Source organism: Pontibacter pudoricolor (genome assembly GCF_010092985.1).
Classification (GTDB): Bacteria; Bacteroidota; Bacteroidia; order Cytophagales; family Hymenobacteraceae; genus Pontibacter; species Pontibacter pudoricolor.
In genome coordinates this window covers 1583801-1609007 of the sequence record NZ_CP048106.1, presented here as the reverse complement: position 1 = coordinate 1609007, position 25207 = coordinate 1583801, and the positions used below count along the sequence as shown (strand labels likewise).

The window sequence follows — 25207 nt, the reverse complement described above, 5'->3', positions numbered from 1 at the left end:
TTTTACAACGATAAATGTTACAATTGATGCTTGCCTAATTTGCTGTTGCGGTAGCCATAAACAAAATATAATATCAGGCCCAGTGCCAGCCAACCCAGGAAACGGGTCCAGTTTGTAATGCCAAGCTCCGTCATCAGGTACAAGTTGGTGAGTAAGCCCAATACCGGAATAAGCGACAGGTTTTTTACAAAAGAAAGTACCGTCATGATAGCGGCAATGATCATAAAGCCCAGCAGCGGCAGCTTATGCTGAAACTCTTCCCAGCCTCCTTCAGTGCTTAAATAAGTTGTCATGGCCTCACCGTTGTAAATGTAGAGAATAATCAGCAAACCTATCATCAGTAACGGCAACGTATATCTGGCATTAATATAAGGTACCCGGAAGCCTTTGTGTATAGTCTCTAGTTGTTTCTGTTTTTCTTCCATTACCAGAATACCACCACATACCAGCACAAAAGCGAACAAGGTGCCAATACTTGTCAGGTCGGTCACCTCGGTCAGGTTCATGAAAAGGGCAGGCACAGCTACCACAAATCCGGTAACTATAGTTGCAAACCACGGTGTTTTATGTTTCGGGTGGATGCTGGAGAAGATCTTAGGTAGCAGGCCGTCGCGGCTCATACTCATCCAGATACGTGGCTGCCCATACTGGAAAACAAGCAGTACGCTGGCCATGGCAACTATAGCACTCACAGCAACTATACCAGCCATTGCATCCAGGTTAACTCTGGAGAAAACATAAGCCAGCGGGTCGCCAACGGCCAGTTCGTTGTAAGGGACCATACCGGTAAGCACCAGTGCCAGGATCACATAAAGTACTGTACAGATAATCAGGGCCAGGATCATGGCACGCGGCAGGTCGCGCTGCGGATTCTCACATTCTTCTGCGGTGGTAGATATCGCGTCGAACCCGATGTAGGCAAAAAATACAGCCGACACACCTTTCAGAATGCCCGAAATGCCATTCGGCGCAAACGGCGACCAGTTATCGGTATTTACATAAAATGCACCAACTGTAATCACTAAAAGTATAACTATAAGCTTAAGCAAAACCAGCAGGTTAGCTGTACGCTTCGACTCTTTTATACCCACATAAACCAGGTAGGTGATGAGCACCGTAATACCTAAAGCAGGAATATCAGCCACCAGTTTTATTCCAGCTATAGTTGGCGCATTCGACCAGGCAAGGTAAGCCTCCTGCAGATAGCTGGGGAGGTCAGTAAGGGCCTTCCCCTGAGCTAATTGAGTTGACACTTCTGTAAAGCCACGCGAAGCACTCAGAAAATCCATGGTCAGGTATTCGGGCATCCCGATTCCTACACCTTGCAGCACAGCCGTAAAATAATCAGACCAGGAAATAGCTACAGCGATGTTGCCAATCGCATATTCCATCAGTAAATCCCAGCCAATGATCCAGGCGACCAGCTCGCCAAAAGAAGCATAAGCATAGGTATAAGCACTACCCGAAACCGGTATGGATGAAGCAAACTGCGCATAACACAATGCCGAAAAACCACAGGCAATAGCCGTAAAAATGAACAGGAGCGATACACCCGGTCCGCCGGCTGCACTTGCATTACCAATAGTGCTGAAAATACCGGCCCCGATTATAGCTGCAATACCAAAAGAAACAAGATCCTTAAGCCGAAGTGTGCGCACAAGGTTGGTACCCTGTATGTTGTCGTCGAGGTAGTAATCGGCCAGCAATGCCGTTCCGCTTTTTCGTCGGGTAATGTTCTGTAGAAATTTACGCATGTAGTAGTAGGTGTTGGTTAGCCATCAGCTAATGTAGGTTGTTTATAGTGCACTCGGCCTATAGTTTACAAGCAACTAAAGCTTAAAGTAAATTACCGGCAGCTAAAGGTAAAAAATAAGCAAGCAACATAGCAAGATACTAATTGTTAAGAATCTCTCCACAAGAATCTTGAAAAAAGCCTGCCCACCGGTTTACAAACTATAGCGTTGAAAGCATGCGTGTGGGATCTGCAGCTATAGTTCGTAAACCGGCTCAGGTGTGCCAGAATTATACCGCGATGCGCTTTAGTTCCGGTAATTTTACCGGCCTGATAACAAGCGGTACTTTCTCAACTTTAACAGAGCTGGTATCTAACCCAAACCATTTACTTTCGGAGCTGGTGTATTTCTTTATGTTGAAGTACCATTCCATGATCATGCGATTTTTGATTGGCAGGTCGTTTTCGTAAGACAGGAATTTTTCGAGCACTACAAACCGGAAGTCACCTATCAGGTTATGCTTGCTCAGCGAGTCGTAGCGGCTGGTTATATCCACTTCACCATTTGCTACCAGTTCCTCCACTACTTTCCTGAAAAATAGGTTAATACGCTGTTCTACCCTGAAGCCAAGCCTGAAGTCGATCCGGATCACGGTAGGGTCCAGCTGCTTTACTTTATATTCGGTTGTAAAAGGCTGGTCGGTGGTTTCAACGTGCACAAACCAATAGATATCAGCACGTTTCGGGCGCTTCTGGAAGATAGAGTAAATTACTTTTGTCTCCACATCCTTCGGTTTGGGTGCGCTCGTCATAAACACCAGGTGGGTAGTATATTTTGGTATCGTTTCGTCGGCACTCAACTCCTTCAGAGCGGGCAGGTAATCTTTAAGGCGCACATATTCGGCCAGGCTGCGCTTTATGTAAAAAGCCTTTATCCAGATGTACATTACTGCCAGCAACACACTCGCAATCAGCACTGTTACCCAGCCACCCTGCATAAACTTGCTCAGGTTTGCCACCATAAAAGAGGTTTCGATGGAAAGGTATACCCCTAAAAACAGCGTTACAGCAACCCACGACTTATATTTTACGCGCAGGAAATAGCTCATCAGGATGGTGGTAGATATCATAGACATGGTAATAGCCATGCCATAAGCTGCTTCCATGTGCTCCGATTCGCGGAAGTATAGCACTACGCCAACACAACCCAGCCAAAGGAGCCAGTTTATGCTAGGTACATACAATTGCCCTTTCTGGTTGGTAGGGTACACAAGTTTTACCCGGGGCCACAAATTCAGGCGTATGGCTTCCGAGATCAGTGTAAAGGAACCTGAAATTAGGGCCTGGCAGGCAATTATGGCAGCTATAGTTGCAATGGCGATTCCAATGATCAGGAACCACGATGGCATGATCCCATAAAACGGGTTTTCACCGATCACGCTACCCTCCATAGTCATAAGCCAGGCACCCTGACCAAAATAGTTGAGTAGCAGGCATAGCTTTACAAATCCCCAGCTTAACCTGATGTTTGGTCTGCCGCAGTGGCCCAGGTCAGAGTAAAGCGCTTCGGCACCTGTCGTACAGAGGAACACAGCACCCAGCACCCAGAAGCCTTCCGGGTAATTTACCAGCAGGTCGTAAGCAAAATAGGGGTTTATAGCATGCAAAACTTCCGGGTGCTTTACCAGCGACAGCGCGCCCAGCACACCCAGCATCGTAAACCAAATAAACATGATCGGCCCGAACGCTTTCCCAACTATCTCTGTACCAAAGCTCTGCATCAGGAAAATGAGGGTCAGGATGGTGATAACGATGGGAACAGTCGGGATATTCGGGTTCAGTATCCGCAGACCTTCGATAGCGGACGAAACTGAAATAGGCGGCGTAATGATACCATCGGCCAGCAAAGCGGCTCCCCCGATCATGGCCGGAACTATAAGCCAGGACGCACGCCGGCGAATAAGCGTATAAAGCGAGAAAATACCACCTTCGCCATTATTATCTGCCTGAAGCGTTAAAAGTACATACTTTATAGTTGTCTGCAGCGTCAGGGTCCAGAAAACGCAGGAAATACCGCCATACACCAACACCTGTGACACAGGGGCAATACCTAAGATGGCCTTCATCACATAAAGCGGTGAGGTGCCGATATCGCCGTAAATAATTCCGAGAGAGATTAAAACACCTGCCGTAGATACAGCGCTGGTTTTAGAAGGATTACTCATTCAAAGAAGAATAAAAAAGCTCAGTTACTAAAAAGTATCGGGTACAGTTGTCTGAACAATGCTCCGGATACAGTTACCAGCAATTATTTTAATAGTAGAAATTAAAAAAATGAAAGAACTTATGCTTGTTTGCTGGTTGCGAAACGCTGCTTAACAATCGTATAGATTGGTGGCAGTAACGATACCCCGATTATACCCAGCACCAGTAGCGAGAAGTTTGATCGTACACCCGGCAGGTTTCCGAAAACATACCCGATCATGATAAAGAAGACAACCCATACAAAAGCGCCTACCACATTAAAAATCAAAAACCGCTTATAGTTCATGTTGCTCATACCAGCCACAAACGGAGCAAAAGTGCGCACAATTGGTACAAACCGGGCATAAATAATAGTGCGGCCACCATATTTTACATAAAATTTTTCAGCCTGACGCAGGTGCGACTGGCGCAGGAACCAGTAGTCTTTGTTATAGATAGTGCGCCCGAACTTGTGGCCGGTCAGGTAATTAAAAGAGTCACCGAGAATGGCCGCAATGATGAGAAGCCCCATCAGGAACCATACATTTAAGCCCGAAGATGGTAGCGCTGCAAGTGCACCTAAGGCAAATAAAAGCGAGTCGCCAGGCAGGAAAGGGGTTACTACCAGACCGGTTTCGCAGAAAATAATGATGAACAGGATCAGGTATATCCAGTTTTCATATTGGTTAAGCAGGTCTACCAGGTGCTGGTCAATGTGTAGTATAAAGCTGATAAGGTGCTGTATAAGCTCCATCATAATTTAAAAACTAAGGGTAAATGTTGGTGTGATTTAAGTTGCTGCCCGGGCAGTGCAGGCAGTTATAGCTGGAGGAACCAGGGCTGATCTATCAAGGCCCCGCCGTAAAAATGATATGCCCACCGTTTTCTGGCCTGATAGAAAAATGTAAAGCAGAAGTAGCGGCTTTATCAAATGATGTATATGTAACGAGCAGTTGCTTGCCCTGCACAGCTGGCAGCAAGAATGACTTCTCAAGTTGTGGCAAGGCTTCAGGTCCGGGAATATTGTAATCCTGGAAAAGCAGTGCAACAGCTGTTTTTTTATCAGAATCAACTTCCTGATGTAAAGTGCTTTGTGATGCGCCGGCTATAGTATTAGCCTGCCATGGCAAAGCGGGCACGCTATACCAGAACAACATCAACAAAACCAGTAGTTTTTTCATCTTTAAGCAGCTCGCGCCAAATAAGTCCGCAAAGGAATAGAGTAGCAGCATCTAAAACAACTTAACAGCCAAAAGATTTTTTATAGTTCAGGCTTCCAAGTGGTTTATAAAGAATAGCTTCTGCCCGAAAAAAGTTTAAAAATGCACTTCTGAGGGAAGCTTTTATTTTGCGGGCTTATAAAGTATGTTTATTTTCAAGCTTTATTTATCAAACACCTACATGTCTACGACTAAATCTAAACACCCTAAAGGCCTCTATTACCTGTTCTTTTCCGAAATGTGGGAGAGATTTGGCTTCTACCTGATGTTAGCTATTTTCTTTCTTTACATGATCGATGCGCAGAACGGCGGACTTGGTCTATCTAAAGAAAATGCATCGGATATCTTCGGTACGTTCATCGCATTTGTCTACTTAACACCTTTCGTGGGCGGGCTGCTCGCCGACAGGGTACTAGGTTACCGGTTATCTATCTCCATTGGTGGTATACTGATGGCGCTTGGTTACATTGGTCTGGCACTGCCCGGCGATTTGGCCATGGTTGCCGCGCTTGGGCTGATCATTATCGGTAACGGTTTTTTCAAACCAAACATTTCAACACTTTTAGGTGGTTTATATTCTTCACCAGAGTACCAGGAACAGAAAGATACCGGCTATAACATCTTTTACATGGGTATAAATGTGGGTGCTTTTATTGCTCCGTTTGTGGCCTCTTACCTGCGCAACAACTATGGCTGGGGTTATGCGTTTGCAGCTGCCGGTGTAGGTATGTTGCTGGGGGTAGTAATTTTCTGGATGGGTAATAAGCATTATAAAGATGCTGATGTACGCAAACCTGCCGCTGCCAACGACATGCCGCTGATGCGTATTTTTGGTATTGTTATTTTGCCTGCTGTTTTAGCTGGTGTATTGGGCTGGGTACTTATACCGGGCGATATTTTCGGTTCTAACTCTACAGATGCGTTCATTTTCGGTGCTATCCCGATCATGGTGTTCTATGGTTCGCTTTGGGCACGGGCATCATCAGAAGATAAAAAACCGATTGCGGCCCTGCTTTCTATTTTTGCAGTAGTAATCGTTTTCTGGGCGATATTTAAACAGAACGGTACGGCCCTTACTACCTGGGCAGAATACTATACCGACCGCGAAATGGTGGATGGCTTAACCGGCCCAGCCGGTGCTATTGGTATGGTACAGGAAGTAGACCAGAGCACGGCCACTGTTCCGGATTATGATCAGAATTTCAGGGCCAGAACCGATGCAGATGGTAAAGTGATCACAAAAGAAGGTGTTTCGCCTTACCTGAACAACCTGCCGGAAGAGCGCTGGCCAAAAGACGGTGACTCCCTGTCGCTCATCTCTACGGAGCTTTTCCAGTCTATTAACCCATTCTTTGTGATCCTGCTTACGCCGCTGGTTGTAATGTTCTTTGCAGCCCTGCGCAAGCGAGGCAAGGAACCTTCAACGCCGGCTAAAATTATGTGGGGTCTGATCATAACGGCCATGAGTACACTGGTAATGGTTGGTGCTGTGTATGCCAGCATGAATGGCGCTGAGAAGAGCTCTGCGATGTGGCTGGTTGGTTCGTATGCTGTTATTACGGTAGGTGAGTTGTTCCTGAGCCCGATGGGATTGTCGCTGGTATCAAAGCTGAGCCCGCCGCGCTTAACGGCCCTGATGATGGGTGGCTGGTTCCTGGCTACTTCTATCGGCAATAAATTATCCGGCGTACTGGCCAGCATGTGGGATAAATACGATCACAAAGCTTACTTCTTCCTTGTAAACTGTGCGGGTTCGTTGCTGGCTGCTTTTGCCATCTTCCTGATGCTGAAATGGCTGCGCCAGATTGTGCTTGCACACACCGGTAAAAACTAATTTTATTTTTCAGCTATATTCCAGATCCGCCCGGGCCACTGCCCGGGCGGATCTTTAGTTTACAGTAATTTCTACCCAGGTTGATCAAACTATAGTTTAAAATATCCGGGATAGTGCCGGAGGGTTTTGTTTCAGACTTTTGTAGATTTAACTTATAGTTGCTAACTAACACCAAACTATAGTGCGCGTACACAGATTGTCTGATTTAAAACTATAACTATAAGCCTGTGCAACAAACGTTATTTTCTTCAGCCGAGTACGGCTGGGAATGGATAGATATAGAGAATCCGAACGAGGAGGAGTTGCAGAAATTAGCCGTTAAGTATGGGCTGCATCCGGCGTCGGTGCGCGATTGCTTGCAGCCAGAGCACTTACCGAAGTATGAGATCGCCAACGACGTGGTTTTTATTATCACGCGTATTTATGATGCAAAAGCGCACCGCGAAGCCGACACCATACAGGAGCTTACCAACAAAGTTTCCATTTTTTATCACGAAAAGTTCCTTATCTCCATTCATAAATACCCGGTTCCGTTTATCGCTGAACTCATAGAAAAGTATACCGATACCCAGCTTGTCATAACATCAGCGGGGTTGCTTACACGTATAGTTCGGGCCGCGTTGCGTACCTTCGACGAACCTGCCGGCAAGCTGGCCAATGACCTGGATTACTATGAGACAAAGACTTTTCTGCAGGCAAAACCGGTTTCGCTTACCAAAGGCCTGTATCATCTGAAGCGGAAAGTAGGTGTATCGAAACGAATTCTGAAACTATCGGAGGTAATACTGGATAACCTTAAACTGTTGAACCTTTCGCCTACTGAGATGCAGGATATGCAGGACCTGTACGTGCACATGGTCACGCTTTACGACGAACTGAACGATAGCACCATTCACCTGGTCAACACTTATATTTCGCTCTCTTCGCAGAAAACGAACGAAGTAATGCGGGTGCTTACCATCTTCTCTGTTTTCTTTATGCCACTTACGTTTATAGTTGGGGTTTACGGGATGAACTTCGACTTTATGCCTGAGCTGCATTCGGTGTATGGTTACCCGATGGTCATTTTTTCGATGGCGCTGATCACGCTGGTGGTATATATCTGGTTCAGGCGCAAAGGCTGGCTCTGATTGATAAAGATCAGCCATATAGTTGATGCAGATCATTATTTAGGAAAATGTTGCGGTCTACTTTTGTAACGTAAAGGCAGAACTGGCCTCTAAGTCAGTACTTGCTTTGCAACAAGGGTACACCATGAAAAACTTCTTTGTTATAACGCTTAGTGCCATTATGCTGCTGCAAACCTTTAGCAAGGTGGCAGTGCTTGTGGATTTCCAGGCGAACAGGGAATATATTATGGAGTTCCTGTGCATAAACCGCGACAAGCCTGAACTGAAATGCGAAGGCAAATGCCAGCTCACCAAAAAACTGAAAGCCCAGCACGACACAGATAAACAGGCGAACGAGCGCGGCCAGAAACAGGAAGTGCAGGTTAACCTGTATTGCCAGAATTTATTCTCGTTAAAACCAATCATCCCTGAAACTATAGTTGCTTACCCTTCAGGCTATACTTTCAGCTATAGTTCCATTGCGTATCAGAGCATTTTTCACCCACCTCAGTTTATAGTTTAGCATCCCGCATTTGCGCCCCATATTCTTTAAGCTAAGGTTTTGCCTTTTGCTACTACCGGTGCGCACTTCAATTTTGAATTAAACTATAAATTCTGCTTCCATGAGAAGTTTACTGATCTGTGTCGTGAGCCTGCTAGCGCTCTGCCACACTGCCTATGCCCAGACCACAACCAAAGGGCAGGTAATAGATGCTTTAACTAAAGAGCCGCTTTACGGCGTAACCATACGCACCACCCAATCTAAAACCGGAACTATAACCGGAGCCGACGGTAAGTTTAACCTGGCTGCAACTATAGCTTCCGACTCGCTGGTGTTCTCATATATTGGTTATGATGCCCAGAAAAAACCTTTGAAAAACAATGAGCTGCTGGTGCAGCTACAACCGTCTGCAAACCAACTGAACCAGGTAGTGGTATCTGCCAGCCGTGAGGCGTCTGTGCGTACCGAAACGCCAGTTGCCATTAGCGCCATCTCAAAAGAAGTATTGCTCGAGACCAAAGCCGTGTCGCTGGAGCAGGTGCTGAACAAGGTGAGCGGCGTGTATATGGTTAACCTGGGAAACGAGCAGCATACCATGGCTATCCGGCAGCCGATCGGGTATAAAAGTTTGTTCCTGTACCTGGAAGATGGTATTCCGATCCGGGCAACCGGCGACTTTAACCACAACGCGCTGATAGAGATAAACATGGGTGCACTGCGCAACATTGAAGTGATCCGTGGGCCAGCATCGTCGCTGTACGGCAGCGAAGCGATTGGGGGCGCCATTAACTTTATTACACAGGCTCCGGCACAGGTATTTACTGCCAGACTACAGGCCGAAGGCAGCGACAAAGGCTACCGCCGCACGGATTTTAGCGCATCAAATACATTTGGCAAACTGGGAGTGTATGTGGCCGGTTACTACGCCGCGCAACGCAACGGCATTATCGAGCACAGCGATTTCGATAAACTGGCACTAACCTTACGGGCCGATTATACTTTCAACAGCAAAACAAAACTCATATCAACGGCCAGTTTAGTAGATTACAAGACAGACCAGACCGGTGGCCTGGACAGCACCCGTTTTTACAGCAAAGAGTACACCAGCCAGCACACATTTACCTACCGCAAAGTAAATGCGCTGCGCTTAAGAACTACACTGGAACAAAACTGGAACACGCAGCACAGCACCCAAGTAACAGCTTTTTACCGCAATAACGCCATCGGCCAGAATCCTTTTTATGCCATCAGAAATGTAAAAGATAACCCGTTGAAAGCAAAAGGAGAGATCAACGAAGATGCTTTCCGGAGTTTCGGGCTGATTGCGCAGCATAAAATCCTGTTCCCGTTCCTGAACGCGCAACTTATCAGCGGCATCAGCGCAGACTATAGTCCTGCAACTTACCAGGCAGAACTGATTGACATTGACCGAAGCGAAACAGGCAAGTATACTAACTATAGCCAGACGGGCACATTGCTGACCAGCTATATCGTAGACCTGTTGAACACTGCTGCCTACACCCAGTTTGAGATAAACCCGCTGGAAAGACTGAAAGCAGTTGCCGCTTTACGGTACGACCGCCTGGACTATGCATTTGATAACCACCTGGAACCGGGCGCCTACACCGGTGCACCTGACGAGCAAAACGGGTTTAAGAGCCTTACGCCAAAACTGGGCATGACCTACGACCTGGGCAGAAGCATGGGTGTTTACACAAACTATAGCGTAGGTTTTACGCCCCCGCAAATAACAGAACTATACCGTGGCGTGCAGGTGCCAACACTTAAGCCATCAAACTATAAAAACTACGAAGCTGGTGGCTGGATCAGTTTTGCTCAAACCAAAGGCTACCTTGATGTGAGCGTATATCAGCTGGATGGCAAAAATGAGATCGTATCCGTGAGGCTGGAAGATGGCTCTTACGAAAATCAGAATGCAGGACAAACCCGCCACCGTGGAGTAGAATATACCTTTAAATACGCACCTGTTCAAACTATAAACTTCCGGTTTAGCGGCACAAATGCTAAACACTCTTATGTTGAGTTTACAGAGAAGGGAACTACGTTCGATGGCAAGGAAATGGCTACTGCTCCGCGCTTTATCAGCAATACCGAAGTATGTTTTAAACCCGCAACTATAAAAGGCCTGCGGCTAAGCCTGGAGTGGCAGCACCTGGGTAAATACTACCTGGATGCCGCAAACTCAGAAATATATAAGGGCTACGATCTGCTGAACGCACGTGTAGGTTACACAGTTGGCGGACTGGAACTATGGACCAACGCCCTGAACCTGACCAATCAACTATACGCCACCACAGCCGACAAGTACAGCTACGGTAAAAGCTACCGCCAGGGCGCACCAAGAACAGTACACATTGGCGTTGGCTATACTTTTGGAGTAAGAGCCAACTAACCTTAAACCACACACACCATGTCACGATCATTTAATACACTTAATAGTTTGATTTTAGCAGTGCTGCTTATAGTTGGCGGCTGCAACCAGCGCACTTCAGATATGCAAGTTACCGGCACTGCTGAAGATCAGACTGCACCGGCTGTAAGAATCTCGGCAGAAGGAATGTCGGCTTCATGCCCTTACCTGACGAAGGATGAAAAAGGCAATACCGTGCTGAGTTGGGTGCAGGCCACTGATACTACAGGAAATTTTCTGATGGCCTATGCTGTATCCAAAGATGGGGGAAAGACCTTTGGTAATGCGCAAACTATACCCACTACCAAAGGCGTTCACCCGCACGACGAGAACCTGCCAAAAATCCTTTTCAGGAAGAATGGCGATATGATTGCGATGTTCCCGGTTAGCAACCCAAACCCGAAGAACAGTTATGCCGGCCTTGTTTTCTATACTCAGTCTTTTGATGGAGGCAAGAGCTGGACCAATGCAAAACAACTGGCCGAAGACACTGTAAACAGCATCGACGAACGCTATTTTGATATGGAAATGCTGCCAAACGGTGAAGTTGGCGTTATCTGGCTCGACTCCAGGAACGATACCGACAAGGAAGGCTCCAGCTTATACTTTGCCAGCACCAATGGTCGCAATGGTTTTGTTGGAGAGAAAGTGATCGACACGCAACTATGCCAATGCTGCCGCACCGATCTGTACTTAGATGAAAAACAGGAACTGCACGTAGCTTACCGCGGCATCCTGAACGACAGCATCCGCGATATGATGCACCTGGTTTCTGTGGATGGTGGTAAAACGTTTGCGAACCCGGAGCGCATCAGTGCTGATAACTGGGTGATTGATGGCTGTCCGCACACGGGTCCGGCTATGGTTTCGAACAAGTTCGGGATGCATTATGCCTGGTTTACAATGGGCGGCGGCAGCGGCGTATACTATAGCCAGAAAGAAGCCGGAAAAACCTTTGCACCCCGCGAAACTATAAGCAACGCACCGGCAGCAAGGCATCCACAGTTAAGCACTTTTAACAACGGTAAACTAGCTATAGTCTGGGACGAACGCGGCAACGATAGCAGCAAGCCAAACAATTACATCGGCCTACAGATCAGGAACGAGAATGGAGCACACCTTAAAACATCGCAGCTAACCGAAGCAAATGGCAGCGCGGTTTACCCGGTCATCACAACTATAAATGATAAGGATTTACTGGTTGCTTATACTATAAAAAAGGAGAATGGGAATGAAGTGTGGTGGCAGTTGGTGAAACCTGGCTTTTAGTGATTAATATACGGTTGTACTGACCGGAGCAAGCCATCGAACTATAGTTACCACTTATCCTGGGAGCTCTACTCACCTACTGTTTTATAGTTTGCTTTGGTGTCCTCACGGCCGGGAGGCCTCGTCTTGGGGGTAGGGGCCCTCGATAAGGGCATCGCGCGGTGTACATTTCCTTTGCTCGTTCCTCGCAATGCCTTCCGGCACCGGAAATCTACAAGGCGCTCAACCCAAAGACTGTGATCTTTCTCATAGCAGTAGCTATAGTTGATTTGAAAAGATAAGCTTCGAGATTTATCATGGCTATAATTTCGAAGGGACAGGTCGCGACCTGTCCGATCCTGGTCTTTAACTATACCTAGTTCAGATTTCTCCTTACTTCGAAATGGCAGTTCGAAAACTAATAGCGGAATTGTTCCCTCGAGGGCGGGGCCGTTTCATGCTATTAAATTCAGCCTCTTTAATGCTCACACTCGCGGGACGCGAGCGAGGGCGAGGGTAGTAACAGTGTAGTAGCAGAATTGCCCCCTTGTGGAAAAGGGAGAACGGAAGTTCGAAACTTGAGAGCCGGGCTCACCAGGGTGTGTTAAAACTCCAACAAAAGAACTATAGCTCCAACTATAGCAACAGCAGAAAAGCTCCCCGCCTTAGACAAGGAGGGGTAGGGGTGGTTGGATAAAGCTAACTATAAAACTATATCTGCAACCTTGACTGTAGCAGAAATTCCCCTCTCGGGAGGGGCAGGGGTGGGTTAAGCAGCAACTATGGAACTATAAATGTTAACTATAGCAAACCCCAATCACTAATTCTAAAATCCAGTAAATCCTGATTCAGACAAAATTTGTTCGGACGCCATAGCCATCGACAAATCTTCCACCTCCACTACTTCGCCAGACTGCAACTCACCTAACTGAATGTCACCAATTCTTACCCGAACCAAACGCAGTGTCGGAAAACCGGCCGCAGCGGTCATTTTGCGGACCTGTCGGTTTTTTCCCTCTGTTAAGGTAATAGAAACCCAACTGGTAGGGCCATGGCGGTCGTCACGTATTTTGCGGCTGCGTTGCGGAAAACCAGGATCCTGCTCTAACCTGAAAGCAGCACAGGGCAGGGTTTTATACTTATCGCCACCTATGCCGATTTCTACGCCTTCCTGCAGTAGTTTTATGGCTTCGTCGGTTATCAGGCCATCTACCTGGGCGTAGTATTCTTTTTCGATATGCTTACTGCGTACCTGCTCGCTTACTTTGCCGTTGGTGGTCAGTAATAAAAGGCCTTCGCTGTCTTCATCCAATCTACCTATAGCCATAGTTCCTTCCGGAAAATCGTGCAGTTCGCCGAGCATTTTCTTCTTTTTGTGCTCGCAAACAAACTGGCTCAGGTAACCATAAGGCTTATGTACTATAAAATGGCGGTGCGTCATAAAGGGGTACTATAAAGGCGCAAGTTACGCAATTTATAGTTGTGGCTTTCGCAGCACACGGCCGCTCCGTTCACCAGTAAAGTTTTCCTGTTCCTTCACTACTTTGCCATTAACTATAACAAACCGGAATCCGGTAGAGCGTTGCATCGGGTTTTCATACGTGGCATTGGCTTTTATTTCTGAAGGGTTGAATAGTAATAGGTCTGCTTTGTAACCGGGCTTTATAAAACCACGATCCTGTATGCCTATCGTTTCGGCAGTCAGGCCTGTCATTTTACGGATGCCTTCTTCCAGCGAAAACAATTGCTTTTCAAACACAAAGGTCTCGATCATCTTCGCAAACGAGCCGAAGCTGCGCGGGTGGTTCATAAACGGGCTGCCATCCGTACAAAGCATTGTGTTCGGGTATTTCAGCAAGGTATCCTGCAGGGCTTCATCCATTATAAAATAGGCGCCAAATGCACCATAAGGGCCAATGTCGTCGCACAACACTTCCTCAAACGGTTTGTTCAACTCAGTAGCAATCTGACCTAAGGTTTTCCCTTTAAAAGGGCCCGTGCCCAATAGTGTTGCTTCGGGGCCATTGCGGGAAATTATCTTTTCTTTCAGAAATTGCTTTAACTCTTCGCCGCGCGTGGCTTTTACTTCCTCATAGTTATAAGGCAGTTTGGCCCAGTCCGGGAACAGGATCTCGATGGAAGTATAGCTGGCGGTGTAGGGGTAGAAATCGGCAGTAGCTTTTATGCCTTTTGCGCGGGCATCATCCAGTAGATTACATATCTCTTCGGCGCGGCTGGTACCTTTGCCATACACCACTTTTATATGTGAAATCTGTACCGGGCAGTATTTTCCCTGGGAGAGCAGTTCTTCAATAGCCGGAACTATAGTTGCATCGTTCTCGCTGCGCATGTGGCTCATGATCATACCCCCGCGCTGGCCTACAATTTTTGCCAGCCTGTCGAGTTCAGGAGTTTTGCAGTTAAAGCCGGGATTGTATTCCAGGCCGGTCGTCATCCCGAAACAGCCCAGGTCCATGCCTTCGTTCAGCAACTGCTCCATTCCGGCAAAGTCTTCCTCAGTAGGTTCCGGTTTATACTTTGCGCCGGTCTGCATCCTGATCGTATTATGCCCTACAAACATCACGATATTTACGCCAGGTTTCAGTTCATCCACACGGTTCATCCAGCTGCTCAAAGGTTCACCTGAGGTATAACTGTCTTCGCTTAAATCGGGGCTGAAACCATCCTGGCCCAGGCAAATGGTAGTTACGCCCATTGCCAGAAAATTAGCAAACTCCGGTGTTTTGAAAGGCTCGCCATGGGCGTGCGCATCTATAAAACCGGGTGTAAGTATAAGTCCGCTTCCATCCAGTGTTTTAGCTGCCGATGCCGATGGCTGGCTACCGATCAGGCTAATTGTATCGTTATTAACCCATACATCAGCAACATAGGGCGTTTTTCCAGATCCATCATAGATGGTTGCACCGGTTATCAGCAGGTCGTAGGTCATAGCACAAAGCAGTTAGGTCTGAAAGCAACTACGAACTTACAGAATTTTACAGGAATATCTGGCCCGACAGCCTGAAAAGCAGCTTACTCCAGTTCCTTTAAGAGGTTTTCCAGGTCGAGGTGGCGGGTGTACATATACAAGGAGCCGTCAGCATGAGTAGGCCAGTGCGATTTTGGTTTATCCCAGTATAGTTCGAGGCCGTTATGGTCGGGGTCATTCAGGTAGATCGCTTCTGAAACACCATGGTCTGAGGCACCCGTGATCGGGTAGTTTGCATCTATCAGGCGTTTAAGTATAACTGCCAGGTCTTTGCGGGTAGGGTAAAGTATAGCTGTATGGAAAAGCCCCGCAGCATGTTTTGGCGCCGGACCGGTTCCTTTACTAAACCAGGTGTTAAGCCCGATATGATGGTGGTAGCCACCCGCTGAGACAAATGCTGCCTCCTCACCATACATCTGCATCAGTTCAAAGCCAAGCAGGCCGGTATAAAAGTCGAGGGTTCGCTGCAGATCTGAAACTTTTAAATGCACATGGCCGATACAGGTTTTTGCGGGTACTTTATAGTTGTCTACCATAAGCTGGCTACTTTTTATACCTTATACTATAAAGAGCGATGAAAAGGTAATGGCTAATAACCAGCCGTATAGCAAAAAAAACAGGCACTCCTGTGTAGAAGTGCCTGCCTGTAGCTTTATTCTTTTATGATCCGTATGGTCTTGCTCAACCCGGTGCTGTCTGTGTATTTCAGGAAATACATTCCGGCATTAAGCCTGGCTTTTGCCAGGTTAATTTCCAGTTTGTTATCAACCAGTTGCACGTTAGGGACGTTGTATTTCAGAACGCCTTCCGGGGTCAGGATCACCACCTGCTTTAAGGTGATTTTCTGGTTGCCCATATCAAGTACTACCACATTTTTAAAAGGATTTGGGTAAGTGGTTGCCTCAATTATGGCAGGTTCCGGAGTAGGTGCCGGGGGTGTTTCAGGAGCAGTGGCTGAACCCATCGGCGATAGTCTGTTACCTGCAATGGGTCTTTCCAGGGTACCATCCGGTAACTGCCATCCTACGGCAACGTTATCTTCCCCTTTTCCTTCCACATGCAATACTTCAATGTAATAGCGTTTGCCAGCTTCCAGCATTATGGCTGCCGATCGCTGAGATGATTGCTTGCTCCATTCGCGGCTGCCGGTATAACCATTTACGTAAGCTATTCTTTGCTTTTGTGCCGGGTCTTCGGATGTGCTAAGGCTTAATTCGGCGTTATTATCACCTGCAACCCAGAAAGTATATTGCCCGCTGGCAGGTGCTGTTATATATCCCCGTATCCGCTGTCCATAATGGTCAGCCACATTGCTGTGCGACTCAAATATTTTTAACTCTTTTGTGCTTGATGGTGCCTTTTCTACAGGTATCTCATTTACATTCTCTATGTGTATATCAGTCCATATTTCGCTGATGATCATGCCTTCACCGCTTCCGGTAGTATCCTGTTCCGGGGTTTGTTCCGGAGCTGGTTCGGGTACTGGTGCCGGAGTTGTTGTGGGTATACCTTCCCCTGATCCGCCCGGGCCGACTACAATGCCTTTGCTGCTAAGTTTTTGCTGCCACAATGTAAATTCATCGCGCTCGTGCTGTTTGGTTATGGTGCCTGGTAAAGAGATATTGTTCTCTGCGGTAGCGCCCGACATGTCGGATATGTCCCTTCTGTCGTTTGGCCAGTTCCAGGCCATTACGCCCAGGGTGTTATTGTCGATGGAGTTGGAATAGGTAATGCCGGTCTTTTCATAGTCTTTACTCCACACCCCGGAAGTATACATGTTAAAGCGCGTACCGTCATCAAACGTGGCGGAGTTAATAACTCTGTTATGATGATAGCGGATGTTATGGCCAGCTGCTATACCCATGGAATAGTTGCCCAGGTTTACCAGTTGGTTATCATGCGCCTCAATAAAGGCCGGGCATCTTTCTGCGTTTCCATCACTGTCTGTCAGAATACCTCCACCGGAGAAGCTGCTGGCCTGCGCATTTACCGGGTAGGCACCCTGTATGTAGTTGTTATGTATCTTAATAGGAGATGATGGGGTGCCACGCGAGTTATAAATGTTGATGTTATCTTCCTTCACCGATTTGTTCGGTTCATTGATCACTTGATTCCAGGCGATCTCTACATGGGGCACCTGGCCTCTGTAGTTAAACTGTACAAACTGTGCGTGCATTTTGCCGCCGTACACACGCCCGTCAATGTTCTTGGCTTTGTTATACCGGATCTTGATCGTTTGATTCGGGGAGCCGTCTCCGCGATAATCATCGCCTAACACAATGCCGGTGGTGCTTTCCATGTAACAGTTCTCTACTACCAGGTTCCTGAAATCATTCAGCGTTACAAAGCGTCGGGTTTTGGGATAGTCTGAAGTGGGAGTAGGCGTAATGCCGTAGCCGTTCGTATGCTTTACAGTGATATCGGCGGCATAGTACCAGCTTTTGATCAGGAAGCCGGCCCCCCGTATATTGGAGTTGATGATAACGACTGGCTCTGTAGTACGGATATCAACTGCTGCTACATCTGAGTTGGTTGACTCCCAGTTACCGGTGTACGTACCGCCTTTTGTAATGACAATAGGGCCACTGTAGGTCTGGGCATTTGAATAGGTTGGAGAGAGTAAAAGGGCCAGGATCAGAACTGGCCGGATGTGAAAAATGAAATTAAGAACCGTTTTGGAGTACACATTTCTTAGTACCATAGCTAAATTGTAAAGTTGAGAAATATATAATAATATTAATATTGATGACTAAAAAAATATGATAAACGCTAGCAAATCTATGACTAAAAATTAATTAAATGCAAATTATTAAAGCAAATGTTTAGTAAAGTGCAATATGTAAGGGTTGCTAATTGGACGAAACTGTACATTGAAAAAATAAAGAATAAAATCCTGATATACAGTTAAATGAGGATGTATTCATAGTTTGGGCTTGTTAAAGTGTAATTTTTAAACCGCAACTATAGGCTGCTAAATTGCACTGTTTTTTTAGCATAAAATCGTAATAAAAATTATAATATTAAATAAATAGGATATTATATAGTTAGTGGTTTTGAAGCATTTTTTGTAAAGAACTATAAATCAGGAGGAGCGTTTTTTTAGGTATGGCAGTTCAGAAATTATTTATGGTGATGGTAGGGTGCCGGCCACCCGGCCGAAACACAGAACAGCACGACGTGTTTTTTGGGATAGGGCAAACTATAAAAGACATTGTTCCGCAGCTTAAAAAATTCTGGCCCGGTGCCGGCAAAATGCACGTAGATGCCTGGCGAGAAATAACTATAGTTGATACCTGGAAAATTGAGGTTGTACCAAAGCAGGAAACACCAGTTGAGAATGATGGCTATAGTTTATATTTCCTGAACCTGGGCGGCTACAAGCAAGGTGAGTTTGATGAGTTTCATTACAAAATGCTGGTAGTGGCTAAAGATAAAAATGAGGCATTGCGGGTGGCAAAGAAATCGGCATTTTACAGGCACACAGGTTTTAAGGAAGCACCGGCACACATAGACGATAAGTTTGGCGTGGACGTTGATGATCTGCACCAGGTTAAGGAGATTCTTGCCCCTGATCTAAAAGACCGCTATAGTTTGCGCATCAAACCCATAAACAGCCCGGAAACCGATAAACTATACCTTGGTTATTTTCCGTTTGATAAACTATAAACTTATCTTGGCAGCATAAAACTTATAGCGGCGCAGGCTGTTTGTAAGCATGCAGATAACTGCAGAACAGGTAACCGGAACTATGTAATCCCTACATGAAACTATACTTTCCACTTGCTTTTTTACTTATACTAACTGCCTGCACAGGTAAGCACGAGACCACCCAGCCAACAGTAGAGGCTATTACAGAATCGGTTTATGCGTCGGGTGTGGTGAAAAGCAGGGACCAGTACCAGGTTTTTCCCACTGTAAGCGGCATTATACAGCAGCTATTTGTTACCGAAGGCGATGTTGTTAAAAAAGGCGACCCGCTGCTGAAAATAGATAACGAAACAGCCCGGCTAAACACCGAAAACGCCCGCATTGCTGCCGAATACTCCAGCGTAAGCGCCAATGCTGCCAAACTAAGCGAACTGCAGGAAACCATAGACCTGGCCCGGAGCAAAAAGCAAAACGACTCGATGCTGTTGGTAAGGCAACGCAACCTGTGGGCAAACAAAATAGGTACCCGTGTAGAGCTGGAGCAACGGGAACTGAACTATAAAAATTCTGTAACAGCCTTACAGTCTGCCAGATTGCGCTATAATGATCTGAAAAAGCAGCTGAACTTTGCCGCAAAACAGTCGCAGAAGAATCTGGAGATAAGCGAGACCATAACCGGTGATTACACGGTCAGAAGCGAAACGGACGGGAAGGTATATAGCGTACTGAAAGAGAAAGGGGAGATGGTGAGCCCCCAGATACCGGTTGCAGTAATTGGTGCTGCCGATGACTTTATACTGGAATTGCAGGTAGATGAATACGACATTGCCCGCATACAACCAGGCCAGCAGGTGTTGCTCAATTTAGACAGCTACAAAGGACAGGTATTTGAGGCAAAAGTGTATAAGGTGAACCCGGCCATGAACGAGCGCACCCGTTCGTTTACCGTCGAAGCCAGTTTTGTTACCAAACCGCCAGCACTTTACCCGAACCTTACCACCGAAGCAAATATTGTAATACGGCGCAAACAAAATGCACTGATCATTCCGCGGGAATACCTGGTTGACGGAACCTATGTGCTGAACGAGGACAATGAAAAAGTGCCGGTTAAAACAGGACTGAAAGATTACCAGAAAGTGGAGATACTGAAAGGGCTGACCAGGGATGACGTGATCGTAAAGCCGGCACAATGAATGCAAAGCTAATTTTAGGGATAGCCAAATCGCTGCTGCTGGCCCGGCTGGGGCAAACCCTGGTTGCTGCCGTAGGCGTTACGTTCAGTATTGCCATGTTTATTACGCTGCTTAGTTTTATGAACGGCCTCAACGACCTGCTCGATGGCCTGATCCTGAACCGCACGCCCCACGTACGCCTTTACAACGAGATCAAGCCGAGTGAGCACCAGCCCATCAATTCGGCTGCAGCTTTTAAGAACTCCTATAACTTTATCAGCTCTATAAAATCGGGAATCAGCAGGCAGGAGATCTATAACAGCGGCCCAATCTTACAGGCAGTTAAAAACGACCCGCGCGTGCTGGGCGCTACCCCAAAAGTAACATCACAGGTGTTCTTTAACGAAGGAACTATAGATATTACCGGCGTAATAAACGGGGTAGATGTGGAGGAGGAAATGCGTCTTTTCAAATTCCGGGATTATGTGACCGCAGGCAATGCGATTGATGCAAAGAACGTTTCCAACAGCATTATTTTAGGAAAAGGCCTGGCCAATATTCTGGCCGCCGACATTGGCGATGTGGTACAGGTTACCACGGTGCAGGGCGAACGGTTCCCGCTGAAAGTGGTGGGTTATTTTCAGTCGGGCATACAGGAAATTGATAAGGTGCAGAGCTACGCTTCTATTGTTACCACGCAAAAGCTGATGGGCAAACCAGCCAACTACATCACCGACATACAGGTAAAGCTGCACGACCTTGAAATGGCCCCAGCCGTTGCCCAGGAATACAGGCAAAAGTTTAACATCGACGCCGAAGACATCCAGACAGCCAATTCGCAGTTTGAAACAGGTAGCAATGTGCGGTCTATTATCTCGTATGCTGTGGGAATAACGCTGCTTATAGTTGCGGGCTTCGGTATTTTCAACATCCTGAACATGATGATCTATGAAAAAATGGATTCCATAGCGATTCTTAAGGCTACCGGTTTTTCGGGCAGGGATGTAAACAGCGTGTTCCTGGTAATAGCGTTGAGCATCGGTTTTTTCGGAGGGATGGTCGGGTTACTGTTCGGTTTTATTTTCTCGGTAATTATCGACAATATTCCATTTGTAACGGCCGCGCTGCCAACGGTAAAAACATACCCGGTAAACTATAGCCCGGTCTTTTATTTTATCGGGGGCATCTTTTCATTGATCACCACGTATTTCGCAGGTTTTTTTCCGGCACGGAAAGCCAGCAGAGTAGACCCTGTAGAAATTATAAGAGGGAAATAAGATGCAGGACACGATACTGGAGGCAAGGCACATTGTAAAGGAGTTTCATGACCCGGTAACGGTGCAGGTGCTCACAGATATTACTTTTAAAATTACCAGGGGAGAGTTTGTTTCTGTTATCGGGAAGTCGGGTTGTGGCAAGTCTACGCTGCTTTATATCCTGTCAACGATGGATACGGACTATAAAGGTGAGCTGCTGATAGACCAGGAATTGATGACCGGCAGGAGCGATGCGGAGCTGGCGCGCATCCGCAACGAAAAGATCGGTTTTGTGTTCCAGTTTCATTACCTGCTCAACGAGTTTTCGGTTATCCGGAATGTTATGTTGCCGGGCTTAAAATTAGGCAGGTACAGCGAACAGGAAGTAGAGCACCGGGCACTGGAAAAACTGAAAATGCTGGGCATAGATCACCTGGCAAAAAAAGAGGCTTACCGCATTTCAGGAGGTGAAAAGCAGCGTGTGGCCATTGCCCGCGCCATGATAAACGACCCGCACATAATAATGGGCGACGAGCCAACCGGGAACCTGGATACCAAAAACAGCGAACTAGTATTCGAGATATTTCATGAACTGGCCGAAGTGCATAACCAGACCTTGCTTATAGTTACCCACGACCAGGGTTTTGCCGGACGCAGCGGCCGGATAATCGAAATGGAAGATGGCAGGATAATCAGGCATTAAGTATCAGCCTGTTAATTTCTATTCGGTTTTTACCCTGAGTCTTAGTAATTCTTCTTCGATAGCTGGGCTCAGGACCAGGATCAGGTGTTCGGCAAAGGCTGCATTCTCCAGTGGCTTTTCGTCCATCAACGTAATCAGCCCGATGGCTTCGCCCTCGTCCGATAATAATAAACTGCCTAAATAACTTTCAATGCCCAGTTCTTTCAATTCAACATCTGTAGGGAAACTAGTCGAAACATCAACCGGGAAGTAGCAAAAGCGCTGTGTGATCACTTCGTTGCAGGGCGTTCCTTTCAGCGAATAAGTTATATTATTGAGCACCTGGTTTTCACGTAGAAAGGCACAGGAATGGGCTTTTTGGGCGTCATCCGTCAGCAACCCGATAAGTACATATTTTGCCCGGGCCTTTTCTGAAATAAACGCAGCCAGATCAGTCAGGAAGGTATCGCTTCTTTCTGTTTCAATAAGGGCAATAGCTTCGTCCAGGATCAGATTTTCCTGTTCCCCGGGTTCATACTGCCAATGATGGATAAAACGATATTCCATTGATTATAACATGATTTAAATATACAAAACTAAGTTTAAAAAGTATTGGTTCGAATAATAGTTAATATTTTTATTGTTTTTATTAATATAATTGATTGATAAAGAGGGTTATAGTGGTGTGTTGATGGTAGCGGAGAGCAAAAGTCAATGGTTTGAACTCTGTAAGTTTCAAAAACAATAACTACTGGCTTTGCTTCTGCGTGTAAAGAATTTAACCCTATCAGGATTACCTATGAAAACAAGAACCATCTTACTGAACGAACGCCCACAAGGCCTGCCTGCCGACACCACGTTTAAATTTACGGAAGAGGAATTGCCTGAACTGCAGGATGGGCAAGTCCTGCTGAAAGCACTTTACATTTCAGTAGACCCGTATATGCGGGGACGCATGAGCGATGCAAAATCGTATGTGCCACCCTACAAACTGAACGAACCTATTGCGGGTGGTATAATAGCCGAGGTAACGGAGAGCCGCAATGCAAAACTACCGCAAGGCAGCGTGGTCTTAGGCAACCTGCCCTGGCAAACCTATAGTATCTCCGATGGCAAAGGCCTGACAATGATCGACCCAAAGATTGCCCCATTGAGCTATTATTTAGGCATACTGGGTATGCCTGGCATTACAGCTTACTGCGGACTACTCTTTATAGGTGACCCGAAACCCGGAGAGACAGTGGTGGTGTCCGGAGCGGCTGGTGCGGTAGGCTCTGTTGTGGGGCAGATAGCAAAGCTGAAAGGTTGCCGCGTAATAGGCATTGCAGGTTCTGATGATAAAGTAGCTTATCTGAAACAGGAATTAGGCTTTGATGATGCGATCAACTATAAAAGTACTTCTGATATGCGCAGTGCGCTGAAAGCTGCGTGCCCGGATGGGGTAGACGTTTATTTTGATAATGTAGGCGGGGAGATATCTGACGCTGTCTATAGTTTGCTGAACAACTTTGCCCGCATAGCAGTTTGCGGACAGATCGCTTTATACAATGCTACTACGCCACCAGTAGGGCCACGTGTTGAGCCTGTTTTACTTAAAACCAAGTCGCTGATGAAAGGATTTATAGTGAGCGATTACGCCGACAGGTTTGGAGAAGCCGCCGCAGGACTGGCAGGCTGGATACAGGAAGGAAAGCTGAAATACGAAGAAACAATTGCAGAAGGTTTTGACCAGTTACCACATGCCTTCTTAGGATTGTTCTCGGGTGAGAATATAGGAAAGCAGCTCGTTAAGGTAGCAGAGTATAGCGGTAGCTAATCTGCCGCGTAAGAAGAGTTACGGCATCATCAAATTTATAGTCACTCTCTGGCATTGTTTCCAACTTAAGTATATTATAAACTATAAAAGCACCCGGTTATGGGTAGGGTGGTATCATTCTCCTCTTTTGTCATCCTGAAAGGATCTTGGTGGCTTGTAGCAATTGCTTAACCTCGCTTCTGCCAAGTTTCCCCGAGACAAACCCGGGATCTATGACTTTACAGAATGACAGCATAGTTTTTTATGAGAGCTATAAACTATAAAAGCACCCGGTTAGAGGTGCTTTTATAGTTTATAGTTGTGCTATAGTTTAGCAATTGCCGTCAATGCTGCAGTTGTCTCCTCCGGTATTGATTTGTTGCAAAGTAGGAGCTATCTGCGAAAATGCCTGGTGGAATACCTCTGAAGGCTGGGCTCCGCTAATCAGGTACTGGTCGTTTATGATAAAGGCCGGTACGCCGGTAATGCCCGAAGCCTGTGCCCACTGCTCCATTTCGCGAACTTCTTTTTTGCCTTCTTCGCTTTCAAAAAAGTTCTCCAGCCTATCGGCCGGTATACCGTTTTCAGTTCCTACCTTTTTAAGCAGGTCTGTGTCGTTCATGTTGTTGCCTTCGGTAAAGTAACTATAGAATAATGCTTCTGCTACTTTCTCCTGAACGCCATACTCGCCTGCAAGCCAGATAAGCCTGTGCCCGTTAAAGGTGTTATTGATTCTTGTCTGCTTCTCAAAGTTAAATTCAATGCCAACCTCTTTTCCTGTATCTGCCAGCCGCTGGTTCATGGCGCCTATCTGCGATACGATCTGCGGACCGTAGTTATTTTTAAAATACTCGACTTTGTCCATGCCTTCCGGAGCAATGGCAGCGTTCAGTTCAAATGGTTTAAAAGCAACCTCAAATTCATAGTTGTCTTTAGCTGTTGCCAGGGCGCTGTTCAGGCGTTGTTCGCCCACATAACACCACGGGCAGTTAATATCCGAAACTATATCGATCTTTATCTTTTGTTTACTCATGTCTTTATGCTTTATGACTCCAAAACAGGCGTGTCCGTAAAATGTTATAAACTATAGTTTACCTGATCCGCCTGCTGTTTCGCTTGATAGGTGTTAACAAAAATTCGAGGCCGTTTAGTTTAATTTCGTAGGCTGTGGCCAGCAACATGCCCAGTTTGCCCTCCGGAAAGCCTTTGCGCTGAAACCACTCCAGATAAGAAACCGGCAGGTCGCTGATAAAGATATCTTTGTATTTACCGAACGGCATTTTCATCTTAACCAGGTCCACGAGCAGCTGCGGATCCATCCCTAAATTCTCCATAAGCAAACGCA

General features: G+C 46.5%; 21 protein-coding genes. 10 read left to right on the top strand and 11 right to left on the bottom strand.

The features are described from left to right. Positions 1–17 precede the first annotated feature (17 nt). From GSQ66_RS06895 to GSQ66_RS06880, 4 genes are all read right to left on the bottom strand, one after another. Entirely contained in the window at positions 18–1754 is a 1737-nt protein-coding gene (locus GSQ66_RS06895; RefSeq protein WP_162426789.1) for an amino acid permease, read from the bottom strand. A gap of 268 nt (positions 1755–2022) precedes the next feature. Then, positions 2023–3957: a KUP/HAK/KT family potassium transporter gene (locus tag GSQ66_RS06890; RefSeq protein ID WP_162426788.1), complete on the bottom strand. Its 1935-nt coding sequence runs from the start codon at positions 3955–3957 to the stop codon at positions 2023–2025. 119 nt (positions 3958–4076) lie between these two features. Continuing rightward, entirely contained in the window at positions 4077–4733 is a 657-nt protein-coding gene (locus GSQ66_RS06885) for a DedA family protein (RefSeq protein ID WP_317164236.1), read from the bottom strand. Positions 4734–4824: 91 nt separating this feature from the next. Then, positions 4825–5157: a hypothetical protein gene (locus GSQ66_RS06880; protein WP_162426787.1), complete on the bottom strand. Its 333-nt coding sequence runs from the start codon at positions 5155–5157 to the stop codon at positions 4825–4827. A gap of 220 nt (positions 5158–5377) precedes the next feature. Between GSQ66_RS06880 and GSQ66_RS06875 the strand changes: the two genes are divergently transcribed. From GSQ66_RS06875 to GSQ66_RS06855, 5 genes are all read left to right on the top strand, one after another. Continuing rightward, positions 5378–7030, top strand: coding sequence for a peptide MFS transporter (locus GSQ66_RS06875; protein WP_162426786.1), 1653 nt, complete (start codon positions 5378–5380; stop codon positions 7028–7030). A gap of 227 nt (positions 7031–7257) precedes the next feature. Then, the gene (locus tag GSQ66_RS06870; protein ID WP_162426785.1) at positions 7258–8160 is read left to right on the top strand and encodes a magnesium transporter CorA family protein; all 903 of its coding nucleotides are present in this window, start codon (positions 7258–7260) and stop codon (positions 8158–8160) included. Between the two features lie 124 nt (positions 8161–8284). Beyond that, on the top strand, positions 8285–8662 hold the full coding sequence (locus GSQ66_RS06865; RefSeq protein WP_162426784.1) for a hypothetical protein: 378 nt from the start codon (positions 8285–8287) through the stop codon (positions 8660–8662). A 100-nt stretch (positions 8663–8762) separates the two neighbouring features. After that, complete coding sequence (locus GSQ66_RS06860) at positions 8763–11054, top strand: TonB-dependent receptor (RefSeq protein ID WP_162426783.1); 2292 nt, start codon at positions 8763–8765, stop codon at positions 11052–11054. 18 nt (positions 11055–11072) lie between these two features. Beyond that, the gene (locus tag GSQ66_RS06855) at positions 11073–12341 is read left to right on the top strand and encodes a sialidase family protein (RefSeq protein ID WP_162426782.1); all 1269 of its coding nucleotides are present in this window, start codon (positions 11073–11075) and stop codon (positions 12339–12341) included. Between the two features lie 805 nt (positions 12342–13146). Here GSQ66_RS06855 and GSQ66_RS06850 read toward each other — a convergent pair. The 4 genes from GSQ66_RS06850 to GSQ66_RS06835 form a co-directional block, all read right to left on the bottom strand. After that, on the bottom strand, positions 13147–13761 hold the full coding sequence (locus GSQ66_RS06850; RefSeq protein ID WP_162426781.1) for a pseudouridine synthase: 615 nt from the start codon (positions 13759–13761) through the stop codon (positions 13147–13149). Between the two features lie 33 nt (positions 13762–13794). Next, complete coding sequence (locus GSQ66_RS06845) at positions 13795–15270, bottom strand: N-acyl-D-amino-acid deacylase family protein (protein WP_162426780.1); 1476 nt, start codon at positions 15268–15270, stop codon at positions 13795–13797. An 83-nt stretch (positions 15271–15353) separates the two neighbouring features. Further along, a complete protein-coding gene (locus tag GSQ66_RS06840) occupies positions 15354–15845 on the bottom strand; it encodes a VOC family protein (protein ID WP_162426779.1) in 492 nt (163 codons plus the stop codon). 116 nt (positions 15846–15961) lie between these two features. Further along, complete coding sequence (locus GSQ66_RS06835) at positions 15962–18010, bottom strand: PA14 domain-containing protein (RefSeq protein WP_162426778.1); 2049 nt, start codon at positions 18008–18010, stop codon at positions 15962–15964. A 404-nt stretch (positions 18011–18414) separates the two neighbouring features. Between GSQ66_RS06835 and GSQ66_RS06830 the strand changes: the two genes are divergently transcribed. From GSQ66_RS06830 to GSQ66_RS06815, 4 genes are all read left to right on the top strand, one after another. Then, positions 18415–18975 (top strand): DUF1543 domain-containing protein, encoded by a 561-nt coding sequence (locus tag GSQ66_RS06830; protein WP_162426777.1) that lies wholly within the window; start codon positions 18415–18417, stop codon positions 18973–18975. Positions 18976–19070: 95 nt separating this feature from the next. Then, positions 19071–20150, top strand: coding sequence for an efflux RND transporter periplasmic adaptor subunit (locus GSQ66_RS06825; RefSeq protein WP_162426776.1), 1080 nt, complete (start codon positions 19071–19073; stop codon positions 20148–20150). Continuing rightward, complete coding sequence (locus GSQ66_RS06820) at positions 20147–21406, top strand: ABC transporter permease (RefSeq protein WP_162426775.1); 1260 nt, start codon at positions 20147–20149, stop codon at positions 21404–21406. Before GSQ66_RS06825 ends, GSQ66_RS06820 begins: the two co-directional genes overlap by 4 nt. Before the next feature lies 1 nt (position 21407). Further along, a complete protein-coding gene (locus GSQ66_RS06815; RefSeq protein WP_162426774.1) occupies positions 21408–22088 on the top strand; it encodes an ABC transporter ATP-binding protein in 681 nt (226 codons plus the stop codon). A gap of 18 nt (positions 22089–22106) precedes the next feature. On the opposite strand, the gene GSQ66_RS06810 is transcribed toward GSQ66_RS06815, so the two are convergent. After that, positions 22107–22634 (bottom strand): hypothetical protein, encoded by a 528-nt coding sequence (locus tag GSQ66_RS06810; RefSeq protein WP_162426773.1) that lies wholly within the window; start codon positions 22632–22634, stop codon positions 22107–22109. Positions 22635–22866: 232 nt separating this feature from the next. On the opposite strand from GSQ66_RS06810, the gene GSQ66_RS06805 reads away from it, so the two are divergent. Next, positions 22867–23883 (top strand): NADP-dependent oxidoreductase, encoded by a 1017-nt coding sequence (locus GSQ66_RS06805; RefSeq protein ID WP_162426772.1) that lies wholly within the window; start codon positions 22867–22869, stop codon positions 23881–23883. Positions 23884–24193: 310 nt separating this feature from the next. Here GSQ66_RS06805 and GSQ66_RS06800 read toward each other — a convergent pair whose 3' ends face one another. After that, positions 24194–24895, bottom strand: coding sequence for a DsbA family oxidoreductase (locus tag GSQ66_RS06800; RefSeq protein WP_162426771.1), 702 nt, complete (start codon positions 24893–24895; stop codon positions 24194–24196). Between the two features lie 58 nt (positions 24896–24953). Continuing rightward, entirely contained in the window at positions 24954–25196 is a 243-nt protein-coding gene (locus GSQ66_RS06795) for a DUF3820 family protein (RefSeq protein WP_238395850.1), read from the bottom strand. Positions 25197–25207 lie beyond the last annotated feature (11 nt).